This window comes from Cyanobium sp. NIVA-CYA 375 (assembly GCF_056108345.1).
On the sequence record NZ_JBSYHW010000003.1, the window covers coordinates 77,634 to 99,265 of the forward strand.

General features: G+C 62.9%; 20 protein-coding genes and 1 pseudogene. 11 read left to right on the top strand and 10 right to left on the bottom strand.

Going from position 1 to position 21,632, the window contains the following annotated elements:
• Nucleotides 1-16: 16 nt before the first annotated feature.
• Complete coding sequence (locus tag AC01FP_RS01840) at nt 17-1,009, bottom strand: ABC transporter ATP-binding protein (protein WP_474477519.1); 993 nt, start codon at nt 1,007-1,009, stop codon at nt 17-19.
• Between the two features lie 201 nt (nt 1,010-1,210).
• Here AC01FP_RS01840 and AC01FP_RS01845 point away from each other — a divergent pair, with 201 nt between their 5' ends.
• On the top strand, nt 1,211-1,909 hold the full coding sequence (locus AC01FP_RS01845; protein ID WP_474477449.1) for an SDR family oxidoreductase: 699 nt from the start codon (nt 1,211-1,213) through the stop codon (nt 1,907-1,909).
• Here AC01FP_RS01845 and AC01FP_RS01850 read toward each other — a convergent pair.
• Nucleotides 1,869-3,047 carry a class I SAM-dependent methyltransferase gene (locus AC01FP_RS01850; RefSeq protein ID WP_474477452.1) on the bottom strand — a complete coding sequence of 393 codons (1,179 nt, stop codon included), beginning with the start codon at nt 3,045-3,047 and terminating at the stop codon, nt 1,869-1,871. The genes AC01FP_RS01845 and AC01FP_RS01850 overlap by 41 nt on opposite strands.
• A 47-nt stretch (nt 3,048-3,094) precedes the next feature.
• On the opposite strand from AC01FP_RS01850, the gene AC01FP_RS01855 reads away from it, so the two are divergent.
• Nucleotides 3,095-3,916, top strand: a complete 822-nt coding sequence (locus AC01FP_RS01855) for a TPM domain-containing protein (protein WP_474477455.1) — start codon at nt 3,095-3,097, stop codon at nt 3,914-3,916.
• 5 nt (nt 3,917-3,921) lie between these two features.
• Here the strand turns inward: AC01FP_RS01855 and AC01FP_RS01860 are convergent, their stop codons facing one another.
• The 3 genes from AC01FP_RS01860 to AC01FP_RS01870 all read right to left on the bottom strand — a co-directional run bounded on the left by AC01FP_RS01860 (nt 3,922) and on the right by AC01FP_RS01870 (nt 6,849).
• Entirely contained in the window at nt 3,922-4,689 is a 768-nt protein-coding gene (locus tag AC01FP_RS01860; RefSeq protein WP_474477522.1) for a glycoside hydrolase family 104 protein, read from the bottom strand.
• A gap of 199 nt (nt 4,690-4,888) precedes the next feature.
• A complete protein-coding gene (locus AC01FP_RS01865; RefSeq protein WP_474477459.1) occupies nt 4,889-5,965 on the bottom strand; it encodes a hypothetical protein in 1,077 nt (358 codons plus the stop codon).
• A complete protein-coding gene (locus AC01FP_RS01870) occupies nt 5,959-6,849 on the bottom strand; it encodes a TIGR04168 family protein (RefSeq protein ID WP_474477462.1) in 891 nt (296 codons plus the stop codon). Before AC01FP_RS01870 ends, AC01FP_RS01865 begins: the two co-directional genes overlap by 7 nt.
• A 47-nt stretch (nt 6,850-6,896) precedes the next feature.
• Here AC01FP_RS01870 and nadA (AC01FP_RS01875) point away from each other — a divergent pair, with 47 nt between their 5' ends.
• Nucleotides 6,897-7,850 (top strand): quinolinate synthase NadA, encoded by a 954-nt coding sequence (nadA, locus tag AC01FP_RS01875; RefSeq protein ID WP_474477465.1) that lies wholly within the window; start codon nt 6,897-6,899, stop codon nt 7,848-7,850.
• Here the strand turns inward: nadA (AC01FP_RS01875) and AC01FP_RS01880 are convergent.
• Genes AC01FP_RS01880 through AC01FP_RS01895 form a run of 4 tightly spaced genes read right to left on the bottom strand, consistent with a single transcriptional unit; the run spans nt 7,804 to nt 13,737 of the window.
• Nucleotides 7,804-8,892, bottom strand: coding sequence for a glycoside hydrolase family 130 protein (locus tag AC01FP_RS01880; RefSeq protein WP_474477468.1), 1,089 nt, complete (start codon nt 8,890-8,892; stop codon nt 7,804-7,806). The genes nadA (AC01FP_RS01875) and AC01FP_RS01880 overlap by 47 nt on opposite strands.
• Nucleotides 8,889-10,001 (bottom strand): Gfo/Idh/MocA family protein, encoded by a 1,113-nt coding sequence (locus tag AC01FP_RS01885; RefSeq protein WP_474477470.1) that lies wholly within the window; start codon nt 9,999-10,001, stop codon nt 8,889-8,891. The genes AC01FP_RS01880 and AC01FP_RS01885 overlap by 4 nt, the downstream gene beginning before the upstream one ends.
• Nucleotides 9,998-12,223: a glycosyltransferase family 4 protein gene (locus AC01FP_RS01890; protein WP_474477473.1), complete on the bottom strand. Its 2,226-nt coding sequence runs from the start codon at nt 12,221-12,223 to the stop codon at nt 9,998-10,000. Before AC01FP_RS01890 ends, AC01FP_RS01885 begins: the two co-directional genes overlap by 4 nt.
• 41 nt (nt 12,224-12,264) lie before the next feature.
• Nucleotides 12,265-13,737 carry a glycoside hydrolase family 130 protein gene (locus tag AC01FP_RS01895; protein WP_474477476.1) on the bottom strand — a complete coding sequence of 491 codons (1,473 nt, stop codon included), beginning with the start codon at nt 13,735-13,737 and terminating at the stop codon, nt 12,265-12,267.
• 191 nt (nt 13,738-13,928) lie between these two features.
• Between AC01FP_RS01895 and nadA (AC01FP_RS01900) the strand changes: the two are divergent.
• The 4 genes and pseudogenes from nadA (AC01FP_RS01900) to AC01FP_RS01915 all read left to right on the top strand — a co-directional run.
• Nucleotides 13,929-14,090 (top strand): annotated as a pseudogene (nadA, locus tag AC01FP_RS01900) (quinolinate synthase NadA); the annotation flags it as partial.
• A gap of 108 nt (nt 14,091-14,198) precedes the next feature.
• Nucleotides 14,199-14,378 carry a hypothetical protein gene (locus AC01FP_RS01905; protein ID WP_474477479.1) on the top strand — a complete coding sequence of 60 codons (180 nt, stop codon included), beginning with the start codon at nt 14,199-14,201 and terminating at the stop codon, nt 14,376-14,378.
• Nucleotides 14,360-15,835 carry a sodium:solute symporter family transporter gene (locus tag AC01FP_RS01910; protein ID WP_474477482.1) on the top strand — a complete coding sequence of 492 codons (1,476 nt, stop codon included), beginning with the start codon at nt 14,360-14,362 and terminating at the stop codon, nt 15,833-15,835. The genes AC01FP_RS01905 and AC01FP_RS01910 overlap by 19 nt, the downstream gene beginning before the upstream one ends.
• Before the next feature lie 60 nt (nt 15,836-15,895).
• Nucleotides 15,896-16,852, top strand: coding sequence for an aldo/keto reductase (locus tag AC01FP_RS01915; protein ID WP_474477485.1), 957 nt, complete (start codon nt 15,896-15,898; stop codon nt 16,850-16,852).
• A 312-nt stretch (nt 16,853-17,164) separates the two neighbouring features.
• Here the strand turns inward: AC01FP_RS01915 and AC01FP_RS01920 are convergent, their stop codons facing one another.
• On the bottom strand, nt 17,165-17,410 hold the full coding sequence (locus AC01FP_RS01920) for a hypothetical protein (RefSeq protein ID WP_474477488.1): 246 nt from the start codon (nt 17,408-17,410) through the stop codon (nt 17,165-17,167).
• Between the two features lie 175 nt (nt 17,411-17,585).
• Between AC01FP_RS01920 and AC01FP_RS01925 the strand changes: the two genes are divergently transcribed.
• The 4 genes from AC01FP_RS01925 to AC01FP_RS01940 form a co-directional block, all read left to right on the top strand.
• Nucleotides 17,586-18,584, top strand: coding sequence for a ligase-associated DNA damage response exonuclease (locus AC01FP_RS01925; protein ID WP_474477490.1), 999 nt, complete (start codon nt 17,586-17,588; stop codon nt 18,582-18,584).
• Between the two features lie 27 nt (nt 18,585-18,611).
• On the top strand, nt 18,612-19,361 hold the full coding sequence (locus tag AC01FP_RS01930) for a phytochelatin synthase family protein (RefSeq protein ID WP_474477493.1): 750 nt from the start codon (nt 18,612-18,614) through the stop codon (nt 19,359-19,361).
• Between the two features lie 5 nt (nt 19,362-19,366).
• Nucleotides 19,367-21,052, top strand: coding sequence for an ATP-dependent DNA ligase (locus tag AC01FP_RS01935; protein WP_474477496.1), 1,686 nt, complete (start codon nt 19,367-19,369; stop codon nt 21,050-21,052).
• A 368-nt stretch (nt 21,053-21,420) separates the two neighbouring features.
• Nucleotides 21,421-21,632 (top strand): type II toxin-antitoxin system RelE/ParE family toxin (locus AC01FP_RS01940; RefSeq protein WP_474477499.1); only part of this gene is annotated, 212 nt, incomplete at its 3' end.

A 21,632-nucleotide genomic window follows, 5' to 3' on the forward strand; every position in this document is an offset into this window, starting at 1 on the left:
ACCCGCCATGCCCAGCTCACTGTGAAGCCTCGGCGCTTGAATCACGCTGGCGGAACAAACCGCCGATTAATTCCTCCACCGGCGGATCACTCACCTCCAGATCCACCACGGCAAAGCGCTCCAGTAGCGCCGCCACCCGCTCGGTGAGCTGGGCCCGCGGCACCAGCAGCCGCACCTGGTGGCCCTGATGGGCCTCGAGCTGGCCGAAACCGACAAAGGCCTCCGGTGGATGGAGGTCGGCAAGCTCCAGCCGCACCTGGCGGCAGGGAGCCAACCGCTGGGTGAGATCGGCCAGGGAGCCATCGTGGAACAGCTGGCCCTGGTGGATCAGCAGCACCCGCGGGCAGAGGGCCGTGATGTCGCCCATGTAATGGCTGGTGAGCAGCACGGTGGCGCCGGTGCGGCGGTTGTAGTCGGCGAGGAAGTCCCTCACCCGCGCCTGGGCATTCACATCCAGACCCAGGGTGGGCTCATCGAGAAACAACACCGCCGGCTCGTGCAGCAGGGCCGCCAGCAGCTCGGCCTTCATCCGCTGGCCCAGGGAAAGCTTGCGCATCGGGCGCCGCAGCTCCTGGCCCAGCTCCAGCATCTCGGCGAGTTGGCCTATGCGCCGCTGGGCCTCCGCCTCCGCAATGCCATAAACCGCGGCATTGACCCGCAGCGAATCGAGGGCGGGCAGGTCCCAGATCAGCTGCTGGCGGTTGCCCATCACCAGGGTGATCTGCCGCAAAAAGCGGGCCTGACGCCGATAGGGCTGGTGGCCTGCCACCTCCAGCTCGCCGCCGCTGGGGTGGATCAGGCCGGTGAGCATTTTCAAGGTGGTGGTCTTGCCGGCGCCATTGGGGCCCAGGAAGCCAACGATCTCCCCCGGCTCGATCGTGAAGCTGATTCCATCTACCGCCAGCACATCGCGATGGCGCCGCCGCAGCAGATGCTGGATTGTGCCGGCCAGGCCAGGCTGCTTCTCGCTGATTCGGTAGGTCTTGCTCAACCCACTAGCGCGAATGATTGGCCCTGCCACAACGTTTTGCTGTCCAGCTCACCGTAGGCAGCTAGCTGGGCTGTTTAGGGTTTAGATACCACATCCCATCAGCCTCTAAGACGATTACCAGCGCTGACTATCAGTGTGCTGGCCCTAGCTGAAGCGCAGCCTGCTGCCAGCTAATCCGCCAAACGAGCAACATGGAGCTGTGGTGGTGGAGATGCAGCGATGAGCCTGGTGGCAGTGACGGGAGCATCCGGAAAAACCGGTTGGCGGGTGGTGGATGAAGCCTTGAAGCGGGGCCTGGCAGTGCGGGCGATCGTGCGGCCCGGCTCCGTGCTGCCAGCGGCCCTGGTCGAAGCAGAGCAGCAAGGGCGGCTCGATGTGCGGCGACTGGATCTCAGTGCCACCGAGGCCTTGCATGCCGCCCTGAGCGGCTGTGACTCCCTGGTGATCGCCACTGGCGCCCGGCCATCAGTGGATCTGGCCGGCCCCCTCAAGGTGGATGCCTTCGGAGTGCGCGACCAGATCCGCGCCTGCCAGGCGGTGGGCCTGAAGCGGGTGGTGCTGGTGAGTTCGCTCTGCGCCGGTCGCTGGCAGCACCCCCTCAACCTGTTTGGCTTGATCCTGGTGTGGAAACGCCTGGGCGAGCGCTGGCTTGAAGAAAGCGGACTCGACTGGACCGTGGTGCGCCCCGGCGGCCTCAGCGAGGACGACAGCCGCAGCGAAAGGGAGGGGGTGGTTTACTCCGGCCCCAACCAGCAGGAGAGCAGCAGCCTGCCCCGCCGCCTGGTGGCCCGGGTGTGTCTAGAGGCCCTGGAAACCCCCGCCGCCAGCGGTCGGATCATCGCAATCACCAGCAGTCCCACCCAGCAGCCCCAAGCCCTCAACCAGTGGCTGGAGTCAGCGATCCCGGCTCCCGGCTGAAGCTGGGCAGCTCCGGGGTCCCACCCCGGCCGTAGGCCAGCCAGCGGAAATCCCCCAGGGCCACGGGATCCACCAGCCGCAGCAGGGCCTCGCGTCGGGCCAACACGGTGGCCAGGGCAACCGGGGCTTCCTGCTGCAGGCCGTGCAGGCGCTCCGCTAGGCCGAGGGCCAACAGGGCCTGACCCTGGCGGCACTGGCCTAGGGGCTGCCAGCCACTGGCGGCGGCTGCGGCATCGACGCTCTCGATACATAGGTGGGCGGTGAGATCCCAGGCGCCTGGCTCCAGCAGCGGATCGCCGCTGGCCTGCTGGCCCCGGTAGGCCATCAAGGTGCCGCCAGAGCGCTGGGGGGCGTAGTAGCGCCAGGCCTCTAAGGCGTAGTCGATCACCAGCAGCTGGCCCTCGGCCACAGCTGCGGCGCACTCGCCAAGCCAGGGGGCCAGGCCAGGATGCAGCTCGCTGCACCAGCCGGGCGGGCGCTGGGGCGAGGGGGGCAGGAGTCCGAGGGGCTCGAGTTGGGCGGCCGCTGCCGGCTCCAGGGGCGCGCCGGGCTCCAGCCGCAGCGAGAGCTCCGCCTCAGGGCCCTCGTGCAGCGCCACCATTTGCTGGCGCCAGAGCGCCCCGTCCCACTCGATCCTCTCCACCGCCAGGGCATCGAGCACCTCATGGGCGAGCACCACACCGCGCAGCGGTGATGCCGCCAGCTCCGCGAAGCTGGCCCAGCGACAGGGCAAGGGGCAGTTCTGCAGCAGGGATCGCTGACGGGCCGCCATGCCCTCGTTGGGCTCCACCAATACCAGCTCCAGGCGCTGGGCCAGCTGGGGCCAACCCGCCACCAGGGCCTCGGCCAGCTGCAGGGCCAAGCTGCCCTCCCCTGGCCCGGCCTCAACCAGGGCCAGGGGGCCGGGAGCGGCCGCCAGGGCAGTGAGCCACTCGGCCAGCTGGGGTGCCAGCAGGGCGGCGAAATCGGGGCCGAGGGAGGGAGCGGTGGCGAAATCCCCCGCCGGGCCGATGCGCAGCCGGCCAGCCCCATAGGCGCCGTGCAACGGATCGTGCAACACCCAATCCATATAGGTGCGTAAGGGAACCGCTCCGCCGACGGCCTCGAAGCGCTGCAGCAGCCAGGCGGGCAAGCTCACGTTCAGACGCCTGCTCAGGGAGAATGCATCTTCGCTGAGGCTGGTGAATGGGTCGCGCTTGGAATGCCGTGCTGCCTGCGCTGGCGTCGCTGTTGCTGGTGTTGACCTGCTGGCTGGGCGTGGGCATCGCTCCGGCCCACGCCTACGACAACCCCGACCTGCTGCCCGACCACCCCACGCCGGTGATCGACCTGGCCAAGGCCCTCACCGACGGTCAGCGCACCAGCCTGGAAGAAAATCTCACCCGCTTCGAGGCCGATACGGGCTGGAAACTGCGGGTGCTCACCCAGTACGACCGTACCCCCGGCCAGGCGGTGAAGGACTTCTGGAACCTGGACGAACGCAGCCTGCTGCTGGTGGCCGATGAACGAGGTGGCAACCTGCTCAATTTCAACGTGGGCGATGCCCTGTTTGCCCTGATGCCCCGCACCTACTGGGTGGAGCTGCAGACCCGCTTCGGCAACCAGTACTACGTGCGTGACAACGGCCAGGACGCCGCCATTGTCGATGCCCTAGCAGCGGTGGAAACCTGTTTGGAACGGGGTGGTTGCCAGGTGGTGCCGGGCCTGCCCCGCGAGCAGTGGCTGCTCACCCTCTCCACTTCCGTGCTCGGCGGCCTGGTGGCGGGCTTCGCTTCCTACCCGCGTAAAGAAGGTCGCAAGGTGGAGTGGGCCTGGGTGCTGCTGCTCTCGCCCCTGTGGCTGATCCTGTTTGGCGCCTTAGGGCTGGGCCCAATCCTGACCCGCACCAACGACCTGCTGCCGGTTGCCCGCAACACCCTGGCCTTCCTCGGGGCCGCTCTGGGGGCATACCTTATTGCCGGAGCCACCGTGGATAAGGCCAAATTCAAAGATGCCGATCAGGGCTAGAACTTTCAGCCGGGGCTTTGGCTGCGGGCCCTCGGGCCCAACTTTTCAAGCGCCTCGAGCTGACAGCGCAGGGAGCCCTCCGGCGCACAGGCGGGCTTGGTTTCAACTTTGGCTGTGAGCTGGGACTGCTGATCGCGCAGACGGCTGAGGTTGTCGTCGTAGAAGCGCTTGAGGTCGTGGAAGCGCTTCACCGGCTGGCCGTAGAAGCTACGGCCGGCGAGGGTGGGGAAGCTGGCCCACTCGGGAGCCAATTTGGCCGCCAGCAGCGGCGAGAACACGCCTTGATCAGCCAGGGCCAGGGCACCACGACGCTGGATTAGGTAGATAGCGCCCTGGTCTTGAACCTGGGGGCCAAAGGCAGCGATTCCCAAGGAGCGGGAAACCATGTTCCAGGTGAAGGGCATGAACTGGTAGGCACCGGCCGCGGCACTGGCATAGCGGGCAGTGCGCACCACCCGGTCGGGATGGCGCTCCAGGGAAGCCATCAGGCCGCCACCAAACATGATCCGGTAGCCGACGTCATCGCCATCGGCCCAGGTGCCCTCGGCGTAGCGAATGGTGTTGAGCAGGGCGCGGCGCTCAGCTGTGATTGCGAAGATCCGCGGCGACGGTGGTGGCAGGGGCAGGGCCAGAGCCGTGGGGAACTTGGTCTGAGGGGTATCAACAGACTCAAACAGCTCTGATGCTTGAGCTACAGGAGTCGCCAGGGCGAAAGTTGTCAAGCCCATGAACAGGGCAAGACCGGATTGGAAACAGGTGCTGGGCAAGGGCATACCGGAGCGGATCAAACGGCAGACCGCCTGCAGGCGGCCAGATCTAAAATGCTAAGAAAATATTTGTTCGTGCCAATTTGCCTATCAATCCGCCCCAACACGATGGAGTTAGTGCCAATCACACAAGTGTCCACCAGTGTCAACAACTACGGCGAACAGTTCAAATCACTGTGAGGCAGGGAAATTGCGACTGAATTTTTCACATGAATGAACGGCCCGCTACAAAAGCTGCCAGGGCCTCAGCCGCCTGAACCGCGCCATCGCTAGCCAGTGGCTCGCCAGTGGGGGCTTGCAGGGGCTGGTCGAGCTGCCAATCCCCCTGGAGGGCCTGCTCCTGACTGAGTAGCCGGTGCCAGCCATGGCGCAGCAAAGCCGCCTCCAGCACAGGCGCTTCGGCAAAACCTTCGCGATGCACCAGGTGCACCCCCACCCCGGCGCACAGGGCCTCGCAAAAGGAGCTGTATCCAGGCTTGGTGATCAGGCGGGCGCAGTGCCCCAAAACCTCCAGCGGTCTTACACCAGCAGGCAGCAGGCGGCAGTTGGCAGCTGTGGCCAGGCGGGGATCGGGGCTAACAAACACGTGATCGGGCCAACGCTGCAGCAGCCCCGGATCCAGGTCCAAGCCCAGCCCCCCAAAACTGACCAACACACAGCGATCACGCTCGTCCGGCAACTGCAGCTGCCGGGCCAGGCTGCCCGGCTCAAGCCGGGGGCTGCCGGCGGTAAGACCAATCGCCAGCTCGGGGATTCCCCAGTCGATCGGCATCGCCAGGGGGCAGTGCAGCAGCAGGTCGCCCTGGCGATAGGCCGCCAGGCAGCGAGCGGCCCAGGGGCTGAATTCGGCACCCATCGCTCCGTAGATGGCCTCCCAGCCAAAGCTGGCCAGCCAGATCAGAGGAGCCCCCAGACCGCGGGCCAAGGCCGCTGCCGCTGGGGGCACGTCTGCCAGCACAAGCAGCGGCGTCGCCTGGGCGGCCAGCCAGGCCTGTTCAGCCTCCAGCTGGGCAGGCAGCTCAGCTTCCAGGGCCGATAAGGCGGCCAGGGTTGCCCCAGCATCGGCCCCCAGGGCATCAGCCTGCACCACGCCCACATCCCAGCGAGAGAGGCGGTGTTCAAAGGGCACAGGACCCATGGCGGAGCGCAAAAAGGCTTCAGGCAGGGCCGTGGACAGGACCAGGCGCCAGTGGGGCCGCAGCCCATGCAGGGCGGTTAAAACGGAGGCGGTGCGGGAGCCATGGCCAAAACCATGGGCACTGACGCAGGCATAAATCAGCACGGCGCTAATTCAGGAGCTGGGTTGGGGGCAGTCCAGAGGCGCTCCTCGTAGAGCAGCTCACCACCCAGGCCAAACCAGCGATGGCTGGCGCTCACCACCTCCTGGTCCACCAGCTCAACCCAGCTGAAATGGCGCAGGGCCTGGCCAGCGCCATCGGTGCCGTGGCGGGGAACGCAGGCGCTGTTGATATAGGAGGTGCCTGCCCGGTCGCGACAGAAGCTCTGGCGATGCCCCTGGCCGCGCCTGAGGGCGTGGTGCATGTGACCAAACACCACTAGGGGCACGGGGCGACTGCGGCGGATCTGGCGGATGGCCAGGGCCAGATCGAGATCACCCCAGTCGCAGGCGGGTGGCTTCCAGTCGCGGCCGCAGGGGGAGGCCGCGTCGCTGCCGAGTCCGGAGGGGCCGCTATGGCTAAGCAACACCAAGGGCCAGTCGGGGGGTGCGGTGGCAGCGGCAGCGGTGATCCGATCGGCCGACTCCTGCAAGCTCACCGGCCCAAAAGCAGCATGCACTGCCTGGGAAAGTTTGAAGCCACCGCCAGCTGTGGCCGGTCGGCCCCCCACCACCGCCAGCTCCGGCGGGCTGAGGGCTCGCATTTTCCAGCCGCAATGCACTTCACCCAGCAGATCAATCTGCCGCTGCAGGGTGCGACCGGAGGAGTCTTTGCCGGTGTCGTGGTTGCCGAGGATGCAGGCCACCGGCATGGGCAGTTGGCGCAGCAGGGCCGGAATCCGCTGCTGACCATCGCTGAGGTCGCCCACCACGAGCAGTGCATCGGGGGCAAGGCAATCCAGCAGCGCATGGTCGCTGTGGTCCCAGGCACCGTGCAAGTCTCCGGCGATGGCAATGCGGAGCGTTTTCCCCCCGCCAGATACCGCCATCACTAATGCCTAGGCTCGTGCCATCCTGCATCAGCTGAGGCCGCCGGTTGGTTTTCACCGCCACCCAAAACAACGCACCGCACGACCTGCCCGCCGCGATCAGCGCCCTGAAGCAGGAGCGCAAGGCCGTGATCCTGGCGCACTACTACCAAGACGAAGCCGTTCAGGACATCGCCGACTTCATCGGCGACTCCCTAGAGCTCTCCCGTAAAGCCGCCGCCACCGACGCCGAGGTGATCGTTTTTTGTGGCGTCCACTTCATGGCGGAGACCGCCAAGATCCTCAGCCCGCATAAAACTGTGCTGCTGCCAGATCTAGAGGCCGGCTGCTCCCTGGCGGATGCCTGCCCGGCCGAGGCGTTTGCCGCCTTCCGCGCCGCGCATCCCGACCACATCGCCGTGAGCTACATCAACTGCTCGGCGGCGGTGAAAGCCCTCAGCGACCTGATCTGCACCAGTAGCAACGCGGTGGATCTGGTGAAGCAGCTGCCCGCCGACCGGCCGATCCTGTTTGCCCCCGACCAAAACCTGGGCCGCTGGGTGCAGCGCCAGAGCGGCCGCCAGCTCACCCTCTGGCCAGGCAGCTGCATCGTGCATGAAACCTTCAGCGAACAAGCCCTGCTGCAGCTGCAGCTCGAGCACCCCGAGGCAGAGGTGCTGGCCCATCCCGAGTGCCAGCAACACCTGCTGGATCTGGCCGACTTCATCGGCTCCACCAGCGCCCTTTTGCGTCAAGCAGAGCAGAGCGCCGCTAGCACTTTTATTGTGCTAACCGAGCCGGGGATCTTGCACCAGATGCGGCTGAAGCTGCCCCAAAAGACCTTTTTCGAGGTGCCCGGCGCCGACGGCTGCAGCTGCAACGCCTGCCCCTACATGCGGCTCAACACTCTGGAAAAAGTGTGGCAGTGCCTCGATCTAATGCAACCAGAAATCGTGATGGATGAGGCGCTGCGGCTCAAGGCCTTGGCACCGATCGAAAAGATGCTGGCGCTGAGCCGCTGAGTAGTAGATCAGCGAGGCCAAGTTCCAACACGCAGCTGGCGGTATCAGCGGCTCCGCAGTAGGTAAGCAGCGAATCGCCCTGTTGAATGATGCCGGTTGGAAACAACACGTTCGGCACAAATCCCTGGCGTTCGTACTCCATCTCTGGCGCCAGGATCTGGGCTCCTGAGCTGCGGATCTTCCAGGGTTGATCGAGATCGAGCAGCAGCATTCCCGCCCCGTAGCTGCCGATGCCGCTCTCAGCTTCAGCCTTGTTATTACCGTGATAGATCACCAACCAACCCTCCGATGTGCGGATTGGTGGTGTACCCGCACCGATACGACCGCGATCCCAGCCAGCGCCCGAACCCAGCAGGGGCTGGTGGCTGCCCCAGTGCAGTAGATCGGGTGAGGAGGCCAGCCAGATCTCCGGCCTAGAAAAATCATGGGCAGCAGTGGGCCGATGCAGCGCGAAATACTGGCCACCGATACGCTCGGGGAACAGCACCACATCCTTGTTTTCCGGGCAGAAGATCAGCCCGTGGAAATGGAAGGAGCTGAAATCAGAGGTGGAGGCCAGGGCCGTTGCCGCACCGTGAGGGGATACGGCTACATAGGTGACATAGAAACGACCATCAATTGGTGTGATGCGGGGATCCTCGATGCCATAGGTTTCGCAGGCGAAGCTGGGCCTGATAATTAGCTGCTCGCTGGGATCGATCTGGCGTAAATCGTTGCCACGAACCACGCGCAGGTGGGAGGTGGAGGTTAGCCGCAGCAGGCCCGTTTCCCTGATCTTCACCACCCTGGCGTCGACAACAAGCAGCTCCTGCTCCGCCAGCCAGTCGATCACAATTTTTCCCGCCGCCAGATCCCAGCGCGGCAAACCCACAAAACCCGGCCGAATCTGCCGCGGCGCCTCGGCCACCCTGATCAAAAGCACAACTCCCTGGGCCGTCGCTACGGCGCCTGGATTGAAGGAACCGATAACAGCCATGTCCGGCTGGGAAGGGGCAAGCTGGCCAGGGGTGAGCAGGCAGCTGCTGAACAAACGGGGCCTCATCGGCTGGCTTCAGCCAACTGGGTTGCCGCACAGGCCATAGCCAGGGAGTTGCGCCCATTGACCTCCGTAATCAGTCGTTGATGGGAACGGTCTGCAATCCAAGCAATCTGATCAGCGAACAGCGCCCGCAGAAGCTCACAGTAACGGCGCATCTTCTCGGCCTCTAATCCTGCATGGAGATCGATCTTCTGATAGGTGTCGAAGTTTTTGTGGCGGCCTCGGGCCAGGCGTTTGGAACCGCTATAGCTTTCGAGCACATCGAGCCTGGCATCGGGGAAGATCTGCATCAACCGGCGCGACTGCGCTTCATCCACCACGGCGCGCAGCCGCACCCGAGTAGGCACCCATTCCTCAAGGGTCAACTCACCACGCTCAAACAGCAGCCTGAATTCCTGGCGCTCCAACCGTGCCGGCTGAGTGAAACCGTGATAGAAGTTGATTAGGGCGCCATTGCTATAGCGCACCGAGCACTGCACCTGTTCCTCTATTCCGGAGCCGGGGCGCAGAGTGCGTTGGGAGGATACAACCTCTCCCTGGCCAAGCCAACCTTCGAACAGATCGAAGAAATGCACACCGTGTTCAATGAAGATGCCACCACTTTTGGTGCAATCCCAGAACCAGTGCTCGGCTGAAAGCCCCTCATCGCCGGCCGCATTGTCGAACCAGCCGTGCAAGCACTCACCGATCACTTTTGAGTTGATCAATTGGCTCACGGCCTCAAACAGCGGGTTGTAGCGCTGCATCAGGTTGGCGATGCAGAGGCGATCACCGGCGCGGGCCAGCTGCAACAGCTCATCGGCCTGGGCCAGGTTGAGAGCCAGCGGCTTTTCGCAGATCACATGCTTGCCTGCCTCCAGGGCTGCGCGCACCTGGGTGTAATGGAGGAAGGGGGGCGTAGCGATGTAAACAAGATCGACCTGATCAAGTTGGAGCAGGCACTCCACCTCCATGGTTTCAGCAACTCCAAAACGGCGGCCCATGGCGAGGGCCGCCTCGCGATGGGTGCCAGCCATGGCCACCAGCTCTGCACCCTCAACCTGTAGAAACTGCTGCAGAGCAAACAGACCAAATCCGCCTGCTCCAATGGCGCCGATGCGGATCTTATTCATGGCGTGATAATTAAATCGCGAGCGAGTTCGAGTAGTCGCATCTCCTGAAGGGCCAGGAGGAAGGCCAGGGTTGATTCGGCACCCTGGTTCATGTTCACGCTGTCATCCTGAAGACCGTCGAAACAGCCACCGGTACGTGCGTCATAGAGCGGCAGTTGCAGGTCGTTATCGCCCAGGAACCAGGCGAAAGCTCGCCAGGCTTCGCCGAGCCAGAAGCTATCGCCAGTAGCCGACCAAGCCTCAACGCAGGCCGAAACCGAAGCACAGGCTTCTAGGGGCTGCTGGTCGAACCTGGCCCGCTGCTGGCCTCGGCGGTAGAAACCGTTGGAACCAATCGGCCTGAAATGGCCTGCCTCGGCGGTTTGCTCTGCCATTAACCAGCGCAGGCTAAGTAAACCCACCTCAAGAGCTTCGTTTCGATCCGACCAGCGACCGCTGAGGATCAGGGCGTGCGGTAGTGATGCATTGTCATAACTGAGCACAGGCTCAAACCAGGGCCATTGATCGCCGCTGTTTTGATGGAAGGCAACCAATAACTGATCGGTGAGGGTATCGCGCATCAGATCAACGGTTCGATCGCCACTCAGCTTGCGCAGATACTCATGGATGGCCTTGAGCCCAAGGGCCCAAGCCCGCGGACTCTTTGTTTTAGTAACCGATGGCAAGGCCATCTGAAACAGATCCACTGCCCAGTGGCGCAAATCATTGCGGCGGGAGCGGCCCACACAGGCAGCCAGAGCCAGCAAAGTGCGACCGAGGCAATCATCTGAGCCATCTGCATCGAGCCAGGTGCGCTCAAAACTCATGAAATTATGAAATCGACACGTTTCTGGAACGTAGGCATAATTAATAAACGATGCGTAACAAGTTGCCAGTGCCTCTACATCCGGCGTGGCGTCACCCGATTCCTCCAGCAACACAAGCAATTGCAGGGCACGAACATTGTCGTCGGTGCAATATCCTTCCTTGAAATTGGGAAATGTGTATTTTGCGTGCTGATAAATACCAGTGGAATCCGAGATTCTCTTCAGGTGCTCAAGCCGCAAGGCTGGCAGCTCCCGCGGTTCCTGCTCAAGGGGCTTAATCGGGGAGTGCAGCACCACTCCGTTACCGCGCTCAAGCCTGGCTCGCTCAAAGGAGCTTTCGTATAGCTCGGCCACCTGGCTCCAGATCATGCCTCTGCCCAGCAAGTAGGCCTGCTTACGCATGGCATGGCGACGCACGTCATCGGTTAGTAAACCGATCAGAGCTTCGGCAATCGCCTCACTTTCCCGAAACGGGACCAGCACACCCCGGCCATCAGCAAGCAGCTCTTCTGCATGCCAGTAAGGGGTAGAGATCACGGCCTTGCCGCAACCGAAGGCATAGGAGAGGGTTCCGGAGGTGATCTGATCGCGGTTGAGATAGGGAGTGATATAGATATCTGCAACACCAAGAAAATCTTTCAGCTCTTCAGCCCCCACAAAGCGGTTGTAGAAGATCAGCTGCTTTCTCACCCCAAGCTCAAGGGCGAGCCGCTCAAGACTTAGGCGATAAGTTTCCCCTTGCTCGCGCAGCAAGTGGGGATGGGTGGCACCCAAAACAATGTAAACAATCTCGGGAAACTCCCTAACCACCTCAGGTAGGGCACGGATGACGTTTTCAATCCCTTTGGCAGGCGAGATAAGCCCAAAGGTAAGCAGAACCTGTTTACCTTCAACACCAAACTGATCCTTGTAATAATTGGGATCTACGAATGGCATGTCTGGCACACCATGGGGAATCACATCGAGACGATCTGGTTCCAACCCATAGATTTCCTCAAGAATCCGTCGCCCCCGCTCACTCATCACGATGATCCGCGTTGAAAGTGCGGCCAGCTCCTTCATCACATGCATCTGTTCGGTGCTGGGCTCCTCCAGGATTGTGTGCAGCTGGGTAACCACAGGGATATGGACATGGCGAAGCAGCGTGAGGATATGGCTGCCAGCCGGACCGCCATAGATACCGAACTCGTGCTGGAGGCAGATCACATCGGTATCGGTGAGATTCAGGAAATCGGCAGCACGGCGATAGCTGCGTAGATCCTGCTCAGCGATTTCAAAACGAACTTCAGGGGGATAGGCGTAGCCTTCCGGCAAATCGTTAACCGCTACGACGAAGCATTCGTTGTCGGCCGCGTCATTGGAGAGTGCTTTATAAATGGATTGCGAAAAGGTGGCGATTCCGCATTTGCGTGGCAAATAGTCGCCAACGATAGCAATTTTTCGAGTAGATCGTAGTTTCAAGAATATCGCTCCAGCGGGTTGGCCTTTAATTCCTTCAACAACTCCTCAACCGACACCGTGGCAAAACTCGTTGACTGGTCGCTCATGGCGTAGGGAATGATTAGCTTATCAGCATGGATCAACGATCCACAACTATAAACAACATTCGGAACATACCCCTCCCTTTCCTCCTGGGTGGGCTCGAGCAGGGGCTCCCTGAGGCGGCCGATAACCTGGCTAGGGTCGTTGAGATCGAGCAAAATCGCGCCGATTGTGTATCGCCGCATTGCTCCAACACCATGGGTCAGCACCAGCCAGCCAGCTTCGGTTTCGATTGGAGAGCCACAGTTGCCAATCTGAACGAACTCCCAGGGGTAGGTGGGTCGCATCAAAATACGCTTTTCGTACCAGAAGTGCAGCTGGTCTGAATACATCAGATAGATATTCTCTCCATCCTGTCTGGATAGCATAGCGTAAGAATCTCCCAGTTTTCTTGGGAAAAGAGCCATGCCCTTATTTGCTACTTCTGGGCCGTTTAATGTGCTTATCTTGAACTGGGTAAAATCTTTGGTTTCCAACAACTGGGGGAAGACAAGCTGGCCATCATAGGCGCTATATGTCGCATAATAGGTAGTCTGCCCGTCTTCCTCAAAGGCAACAAATCGTGCATCTTCAATGCCTCGCCTTTCGGTGGGAGAAGTGGGGAATATAGCCCGCTCCGAGCAGTCATCACCTGTGTCAAAGCTAAGCTCGTAATTAGCGCGCGCCAGCGATAGCACGCCCTCCAATATATGCGCGCTGTCTATATTGGCGAGACGATCACTGCGCAGGGCCTGGTTGGTGAGCTCCGTGAGTTTCTCAAAGCTGAAAAAATCAGGCAGCTGATCCATCAGCCGCTGAGCAAGACGCGAAAGCAAGCCCATCTCAACAAGCTTTCGCTCGAAAAGATGCTTGTCATAGCTTGGGTTTTCATGAACATCAGCAGCTGCTACAAAGGGGCTCGGCTGATCTAGGGCGATGTCTCCCTGTCGGTTGATTACGCCAGTGCGAAAAACAATTGATGAGATATGGCCTTCGCCAGTGGCCCGTAGGCTCAGCAGAAAGCGCATACTGCCTTTTTCTAGCCCCGACTGATCCGGATGCCGCACGATCGATGGATTGAATAGAGCCGCCGCTTCAAGGGAATATTCCAGCGTGAAATAGGCGCCGATGAGCAGCCTCTCGCAGCGGTTCAGGGGCCGATCGGTGATCAGATGCTCACTCACATGATCGAAACGACTTAGCAGGAAGGCCTGCAACTTTTCATGGCGGCCTTCAAAGCTCTCCAACATGATGGCAGCTTCACGCTCCGCCTCGGAACGGCTAAGGGCCGTGACCCGAGCAACAATTCGTTGAATGCGTTCCCTGCCGCTCGTTTCGAAGGCCCTTAAAAATACCCGCGCAGGGTCCGGTCGAATTTGAATATTTGTTCTACTAACTTGAAGCACCATCCCTTATGCCCTGCCTGGGAAATAAAAAAGCTAGAAATTTTGACCTTTTATCGTCTTTCGACACCTTCCATTTTTGTACGCTAGTCCAGCCTCGGCCAGGTCGAGCACAGGCCCGTCCCGGCGAGTATTGGGCGGTGGGCGCCAGCGAAGCAATCCTGCACCGTATCGGCGAGGCCCGGATGTCCTTCCACCTGGCGGATTCCTGCCCGGCCGAGGCGCTTGCCGCCTTCCGCTCCGTGCATCCCGACCACATCGCCGTGAGCTACATCAACTGCTCGGCGGCGGTGAAAGCCCTCAGCAACCTCATCTGCACCAGTAGCAACGCGGTGGATCTGGTGAAGCAGCTGCCGGCAGGGCGTCGTTCCTCCAACGAGAGTAAGGTTTAAGGGCGGTTTTTCCTCCATTATTCACGCGATTCTGCGTGATCAGAACCGCAAAGGAACATTGGATATCGTCGTCCCGTGATTTCAAGACATCTGGCCTGGTGGACCGTTCCGTGCGGTTTGATCACGGCCCTGGTGGTGCATCAACAGGCTGCCAAAGGGATGGCCTTCTTCCTCGGGCTTCCGATCTGGGTGTTGGTGTTCATCGGCCTGCAGGTAGGCCTCACCATGGCTGCCGTATGGATCGCACGGTCATGAGCATCACGGCTCTATCGGCGCTGGTCGGCTTGACCCTGTACTTACTGGCCCTCCTGTGGCTCGGGACCAGGGGTATGGCAGCACAGAAAGTCAATACCGATGCATATTTCCTGGCGGACCGACGTCTGCAGACAGGCGTGTTGTTTTTCACCCTGATCGCCACCAATCTCAGCGCCTTCTTCTTCCTCGGCTTCGCCGGGGCGGGCTATCGGATCGGGATCGCCTATTTCCCGATGATGGCGCTGGGCACGGGCGTTGCTGCTCTGAGCTTTGGCAGCATGGGCTGCAGGGTGCGAAGGATCACTAGAAAACACAACCTGATAACGCCATCCGAACTGATCGGTCACTTGCTACCAGGGGAAGGACCACGCTTGCTGGTTTTCCTAGTGATGGTGTTCTTCACACTGCCCTATCTAGCCTTGCAACCTCTGGGCGCTGGCTATCTGCTGGAGAGCCTCACCGGCGGTGCCGTGCCGTTTGCCGTGGGTGCCGGACTGCTCACGGTGGTGATCGTGCTCTATGTGGTGGTTGGCGGTATGCGCGCCGTGGCGTCCACCGATGTGCTGCAGGGGGTGCTGATGTTCCTGCTGATGCTGCTGGCCTTTGCAGCCGTGGCCCATGGCTTGGGCGGGGTGCCGCAGGCCAACCGGGCGCTGCTGGCGCAGCAGCCCACCCTGTTCTCTGGTGCTGGACTGCAAGGCTTCTTTACGCCGCAGATGTTTGCCAGCTATCTGTTGCTCTGGCCGCTGTGCCTGCCGATGTTCCCGCAGATGATGATGCGGTTCTTCGCAGCGGGGGATGACCGTTCGTTGAAACAATCGATGGTGCTGTATCCGGTGGTGGCTGGGGTGATGTTCATCTGCCCCGTGCTGATCGGGATGTGGGGCCATCTGGCCTTCCCGGATCTGGCGGGCCGCGCCGCTGATCAGGTCATGCCGCTGATGCTTGAACGCTTTAGCCCGCAGTGGCTCACGGGTCTGGTGATTGTGGGGGCGCTGGCTTCGTTCATGTCAACCCTGGATTCCCAGTTGCTCGCCCTTTCGTCGATGGTGACCCGCGATCTCTACTGCCGCTATTGGCGCCCGCAGGCCTCGCTGGGAGAGCAGGTGCGCGTGGGCCAACTGGCGGTGGTCGCCTTGGCAGTTGCCGGATTCGCCATCGCCCTCCGTCCTCCGGATGCCTTTTTGTCCCTGGCGACCCACGCCTTCTCAGGTCTGGCCGTGCTCTTCCCCATGCTGGTTGGTGCGGTCTATGGCCTGCGCTGGTCTGTTACCGGAGCCATTGTGTCCGTGGTGGGGGCAGAAGCGGTTCTGTTCGGTCTGGCCATCGGTTGGATCCCGGAATCGATTCAAGCCGGCTATCTGCCACTGATACCGGCACTAGCTGTTGCCTGCGGCGTTCTGGCCTTCGATCTTGTCATTGGCCTATGGCGGCAGGGTGGGGCTGCAGGGCGATAGAGCAGTTGAAACTTCGCTGGGGCGCGTTCCTAAGATCGGCAAGAAGGCTATTGGCCACCCATGCGCACCGCCAGCTTCGCCAATGGCGACTCCATGCCCCTGCTGGGGCTGGGCACCTGGAAATCGGCTCCGGGTGAAGTGGGAGCCGCGGTGCGGGAAGCCATCCGGCTCGGCTACCGCCACATCGACTGTGCCAGCGTCTACGCCAACGAGCCGGAGGTGGGCGCGGCAATCCGCGGCGCCATCGAGGCCGGCGAGGTGAAGCGGGAGGAGCTGTGGATCACCTCCAAGCTCTGGTGCAACGCCCACGGGCGCGACAACGTGGAGCCGGCCCTGCGCCGCACCCTCCAGGATCTGGGCCTGGAGTGGCTCGATTTGTACCTGATCCACTGGCCGGTGCCGATCAAACCGGGTGTGGCCTTTCCGGCCAGCGGCGATGACCTGCTGCAACCAGAGCAGGTGCCGCTGGGATCCACCTGGGAGGGGATGGAAGCGGCCTTGGAGGCGGGCCTCACCCGCCATATCGGCGTGAGCAATTTTTCCAGCCGCAAGCTGCGCCAGCTGCTGGCCAACTGCCGGATCCGTCCGGAGCTGAATCAGGTGGAACGGCACCCCCTGCTGCAACAACCAGCCCTGGTGGCCGACTGCGCGGCCGAGGGCGTTCACATCACCGCCTATTCACCGCTCGGCTCCCAGGACCGGCCAGCCGCCCTCAAGGCCGCTGATGAACCGGTGCTGCTGGAAAACCCGGTAATCGGCGCTATCGCCGCGGAGCTTCGCTGCAGCCCGGCCCAGGTGCTGATCGCCTGGCAGCTGCAGAGCGGCATCTCCACCATTCCCAAGTCGGTGAGTCCAGCGCGGCTGCAGGAAAACCTGGCGGCAGCGGCGATCACACTCACGCCGGCCGATCTAGAACGGATTGCTGCACTGGATCAGCAGCTCCGCCTGGTGGATGGCTCGTTCTGGCTGCTGGAGGGCAGCCCCTGGACGCTGCAGACCCTCTGGGACGAAGACTGATCAGCTCTTACCAGGGGCTATTCGCAGTCGATGATGCAGAGATTGCCGGCACCGGCTCCTGGCACCGCATCGAGATTGATGCGGTGCCAGGAGCTCACAAAACGGCCTCCATGGTGCACGGCCAGGGCCAGGAGATAGGCATATGTGATCTGGCGTGGCCCCAGCAGGCGCTCCCAGCAGATGACTGGGATCGCGGCAGGCTTCTGCCAAGCGTTCAGCCACCAGGGCGGCGGGCTGAGCGTTGGGGTAGGCCGGCTGGGCCCTGATCCAGCAAGGCGATCACCACGTTGATGTCGAGCAGGGCGTGAGCCATCAGAGGCCCGCCTCATCCCGCAGGCGGTCAATCACGTCGTTGGTCACCACCTGGCCGCTGGCAGGGAACGGCCGAAAACACGCTAAGCCAGGTACTTGAGCCGCAGGGGGCTGGGCTGAATCGCCAGTGCCATTGAGGGCGGCGCGCAGCAGCTGCGACACCATCTGACCAGCCGAGGTGCCTTGACGGCGCGCGACCTCCTTAGCCGCCAGCACGTCGTATTCGATATCCAGCGTGGTGCCCATCAGGGCCCATCCCACCAGATTTCATGATTTCATGATTTCATTTTTACATCAAAGAATCAGCGCATCACAGCATCAAGGTCAACGGCAAGGGGCATGGTGAGGGGTGAGGTGCGAGTGGAGAGATCCCGGATGATCACGCAGGTCGTCACCTGAGCCGAACAGCCAAACTGGACCCATGCCTCTCCCCCCCGGCAGCCTGCTGGAGCACACCCCCCAGGGGCTCTACTGCCGGGCGGCGGCGGCCTGGATAGACCCCGTGGGGCCGGTGCCGCGGGCGCTGATCACCCATGCCCACGCCGACCACGCCCGGCCGGGCTGCGGCGAATACTGGGCGGTGGGCGCCAGCGAAGCGATCCTGCGCCAGCGCCTGGGGGCCACGATCAACCTGCTCCCGGCGGACTACGGCCAGGCTCTCCGCATCGGTGACGCCCGGGTGTCGTTTCACAGTGCGGGCCACGTGCTCGGCAGCGCCCAGATCCGGCTGGAGGCGGGCGACGAGAGCTGGCTGGTGAGCGGCGACTACAAACGCTGCGCAGACCCCAGCTGCGCCCCGTTTGAGCCGGTGCAGGCAGACGTATTTATTACTGAGGCGACCTTCGGCCTGCCGATCTATCGCTGGCGGAGCGGCGCCGAGGTGGCCGGCGAGATCCTGCGCTGGTGGCAGGCGGCGCAGGAGCGGCCCTCGATCCTGTTTGCCTATGCCTTCGGCAAGGCCCAGCGGCTGCTGGCCGAACTCGCCGCCATCGGTGTTAGCGATGAGATCCTGCTGCATGGCGCCGTGGAAGCGTTGATGCCGGCCTACCGGGAGGCGGGGGTGCGGCTGCCGCCCACCCTGCCGGTGAGCGCAATCGCCAAGGGGGAGTCGCTCGCTGGCCGCCTCGTGATTGCGCCGCCCTCAGCCCACCGCTCGCTGTGGATGAAGCGCTTCAAGCTGCCGCAAACGGCTTTTGTGAGCGGCTGGATGGCGGTGCGCGGCGCCCGCCGCCGCCGCGGCTATGAGCGCGGCTTCGTGCTGAGCGACCACGCCGACTGGCCCGGTTTAATCCAGAGCGTGCAGCAGAGCGGCGCCCGCCAGGTGTATGTGACCCACGGCAACAGCGACGGCCTGGCCCGCTACCTGAGCGAGGTGGAGGGGATCAGCGCCGAGCCATTGGAGGGGCAAAGCAGGCCATGATCAGCGGCGAGCGCCCAATCCCCAACCGTGCTGCCGCAACTCCAAACAACAACAGCTAAGGGGCGAACTCTCAACCTCTGCAGCGGCCTTGGCTTCGCTTTGCTGACGCTGCTGGCCCCGCCCCCCGGCGCCCTGGCCCAGCCAGCCAGAACCATTCCCCTGCCGGAGCGCGAGGGCCAGACGCTGCTGTTGCAGAGCGTCGACCGCGCCGACTACGGCCCGTTGGCCGAACAGTTCCTCACCCAGGCCAACCTGGCCTACTGCGGCGTGGCCAGCATGGTGATGGTGCTCAACAGCCTGGCGGTGCCGGCTCCGGCGGCGGCGGGTTACGGCAGCTATCGCTTCTGGACCCAGCAGAATGTGTTTGAGTCTGCAAGCACCCAGGCAGTGCTGGCCCCCGAGCTTGTGGCCCGCCAGGGCATGACCCTGGAGCAATTGCGGGCCCTACTGGCCAGCCATGGGCTGCAGGCCCGGGCCATCCACGGCGACCGACTCAGCCAGGCCCAGTTCCGCCTGCTGTTGCGCAGCAACCTCAGTGATCCCTCTGATCGACTGCTGGTGAACTACGACCGCCAGGCCCTGGGGCAGGCCGGCGGCGGCCACATTTCGCCGATAGCCGCCTATCACGCTGCCACGGATCGGGTGCTGATCCTCGATGTGGCGCGCTACCGCTATCCCTCGGTGTGGGTGCCCTTGGCCGATCTCTGGCAGGCCATCCGCAGCACCGATAGCAGCTCCGGCCGCAGCCGCGGCTTGGTAGTGGTTAGGCGCATCTGAGAGCCATGCGCCGCTTTGCCGCCCTCTACACAGCACTGGATGGCAGCGGCGGCTCCAATGCCCGGGTTGAGGCCCTGGTTGCCTACTTCAGCGAGGTGGATGCCGCCGATGCCGCCTGGGCCCTGCATGTGCTGCTGGGCAAGCAGGGCAAACGCCTGATCACCGGCCGGCGCCTGCGCCAGATCTGCCTGGAGGGTTCCTCGCTGCCGGAGTGGCTGTTTGACGACTGCTACGCCCACGTGGGCGATTCAGCCGAAACGATCGCCCTGCTATGGCGCCAGGTGGCTCCCGAAAGCCCAGACGTCCCAGCGGAGGGTGACCCCGCCGGCGCACCACTGCACTACTGGATGGAGCAACTGCTGCCCGCCGCCGCTGGCCTAGAGAGCGACGCCCAGGCCGACGCGGTGCGGCGGCTGTGGTGGGGCCTGGCTGGCGGCGAGCTGCTGGTGGCCAACAAGCTGCTCACCGGCGGGCTGCGGGTGGGTGTAGGGCAAGGGCTGGTGCTGCGGGCGCTGGCCCAGCTGAGCGGACTGGAGGAAGCGCTGCTGCAGCACCGGCTGATGGGCGGCTTCCGCCCCAGTGCCAGCGCCTACGAGGCGCTGCTGGCGCCGGCCGGTGAGACCGATGCGGTGCCGAGCCGCCCCTATCCCTTCTTCCTGGCCTCGCCGCTGGAGGTTGGGGTTGCTGGCGAGCACAGCGGTAGCCCCCTACCCGGCCCGGCCACGGCGTGGTTGACGGAGTGGAAATTTGACGGCATCCGCGGCCAGCTGATCCGACGCGCCGGCCAGGGCTTCCTGTGGAGCCGCGGCGAGGAGTTGATCAATGGCGCCTTCCCCGAGCTGGTGGTCGCCAGTGCGGCGCTACCGGAGGGCACGGTGCTCGACGGCGAAATCCTGGTGTGGCTAGCTGAGGCCGAGCAGCCGGCACCCTTTGCGCAGCTGCAGCGGCGCCTGGGCCGCAAGGCACCAGGCCGCAAACTTCTGGCCGAGTGCCCCGCCAGCTTCGTGGCCTACGACCTACTCGTGCGAGCGGGCGACGACTGGCGCCCCAGACCCCTAAGCCAGCGCCGGGCAGCCCTGGAGGAGCTGCTCCAGGCACTTCCTGAAGCGGCAGCCACTTCTGAAACCGGGCTCCTGCGCCTCTCGCCCCGCCTACCCCTAACGGGCTGGGAGCAACTGGAGCCACTGCGCCTGCAGGCCGCCAGCGCCGCCGCCGAAGGACTGATGCTTAAACAGCTCGACTCGCCTTATTTGGCCGGCCGCAAGCGGGGCCATTGGTGGAAACACAAGCGCGAGCCCTACAGGCTCGATGCGGTGCTGCTCTATGCCCAGGCGGGCAGCGGCCGCCGGGCAAACTTGTTTACTGATTACACCTTCGGGCTGTGGGATGGCGCCCCCGGCAAGGGCTCGGCCCAGCTGGTGAGCTTCGCCAAGGCCTACTCCGGCCTCAACGACGCTGAGATCACGGCGCTGGATCGCTGGATCCGTAGCCACACCACCGAACGCTTCGGGCCAGTGCGGGCAGTGGAGCCGCTGCAGGTGTTTGAGCTGGCCTTCGAGGGGCTGCAGCGCTCCAGCCGCCATAAAAGCGGCATCGCCGTGCGCTTCCCCCGCATCGCCCGCTGGCGCCAAGATAAGCCGGCCAGCGAAGCCGACACGCTGGCTATTGCCCTGGAGCTGCTGAAGGAGTGAGGAGTGAGGTATGGCACTAAAAATATATAAAGCAATATGTAGGCACAATTAGGCCGGCAGAGCAATATCAAACCTAAAATGATGATGCGAGTGATGCGCCAAGATGGGCGTGCTTCTAGGAACAGGTAGTTATCGGATCCGCATAAGATCCAGCCCCAAGACGCGGCAATAGGAAGAAACCCAGCCTGCACAGGGCTGCTAGCAGTTGCTGGCAAGATGGGCTGAGCTGCTTAGGCTGAACGAAGAGAATGGGGCAGCTTGGTTACCGGAGCCGCCCATTCAGAGTTCGAAGGATCGCGGCTTCGCCCACGGGATGGCGCCAATGCCCTTGCCTTGCCTTTCCGTAGCCATAGGGCTACATTGGGTAGGTGATTTCACTCCTTCGCACCGATGAGTTCGCGCGTTGGCTCAGGGGCCTTCGGGATCTGAGGGCCAAGGCGATCGTGCAAGCCAGGGTTGAGCGCCTCATTAGCGGCAATCCAGGCGATGTACGCCCCGTAGGCGCTGGAGTATCTGAGCTGCGGATTAATTTTGGCCCTGGTTACAGAGTCTATTTTCAGCAAAGAGGTGCTGTGTTGAT

Coding starts and splice junctions, on each gene's coding strand:
- AC01FP_RS01845 (WP_474477449.1), top strand. CDS start 1,211: ATGAGCCTGGTGGCAGTGACGGGAGCATCCGGAAAAACCGGTTGGCGG.
- AC01FP_RS01855 (WP_474477455.1), top strand. CDS start 3,095: ATGGGTCGCGCTTGGAATGCCGTGCTGCCTGCGCTGGCGTCGCTGTTG.
- AC01FP_RS01860 (WP_474477522.1), bottom strand. CDS start 4,689: ATGCCCTTGCCCAGCACCTGTTTCCAATCCGGTCTTGCCCTGTTCATG.
- AC01FP_RS01870 (WP_474477462.1), bottom strand. CDS start 6,849: ATGGCGGTATCTGGCGGGGGGAAAACGCTCCGCATTGCCATCGCCGGA.
- AC01FP_RS01880 (WP_474477468.1), bottom strand. CDS start 8,892: ATGAGGCCCCGTTTGTTCAGCAGCTGCCTGCTCACCCCTGGCCAGCTT.
- AC01FP_RS01885 (WP_474477470.1), bottom strand. CDS start 10,001: ATGAATAAGATCCGCATCGGCGCCATTGGAGCAGGCGGATTTGGTCTG.
- AC01FP_RS01895 (WP_474477476.1), bottom strand. CDS start 13,737: ATGGTGCTTCAAGTTAGTAGAACAAATATTCAAATTCGACCGGACCCT.
- AC01FP_RS01910 (WP_474477482.1), top strand. CDS start 14,360: ATGGATCGCACGGTCATGAGCATCACGGCTCTATCGGCGCTGGTCGGC.
- AC01FP_RS01915 (WP_474477485.1), top strand. CDS start 15,896: ATGCGCACCGCCAGCTTCGCCAATGGCGACTCCATGCCCCTGCTGGGG.
- AC01FP_RS01920 (WP_474477488.1), bottom strand. CDS start 17,410: ATGGGCACCACGCTGGATATCGAATACGACGTGCTGGCGGCTAAGGAG.
- AC01FP_RS01925 (WP_474477490.1), top strand. CDS start 17,586: ATGCCTCTCCCCCCCGGCAGCCTGCTGGAGCACACCCCCCAGGGGCTC.
- AC01FP_RS01935 (WP_474477496.1), top strand. CDS start 19,367: ATGCGCCGCTTTGCCGCCCTCTACACAGCACTGGATGGCAGCGGCGGC.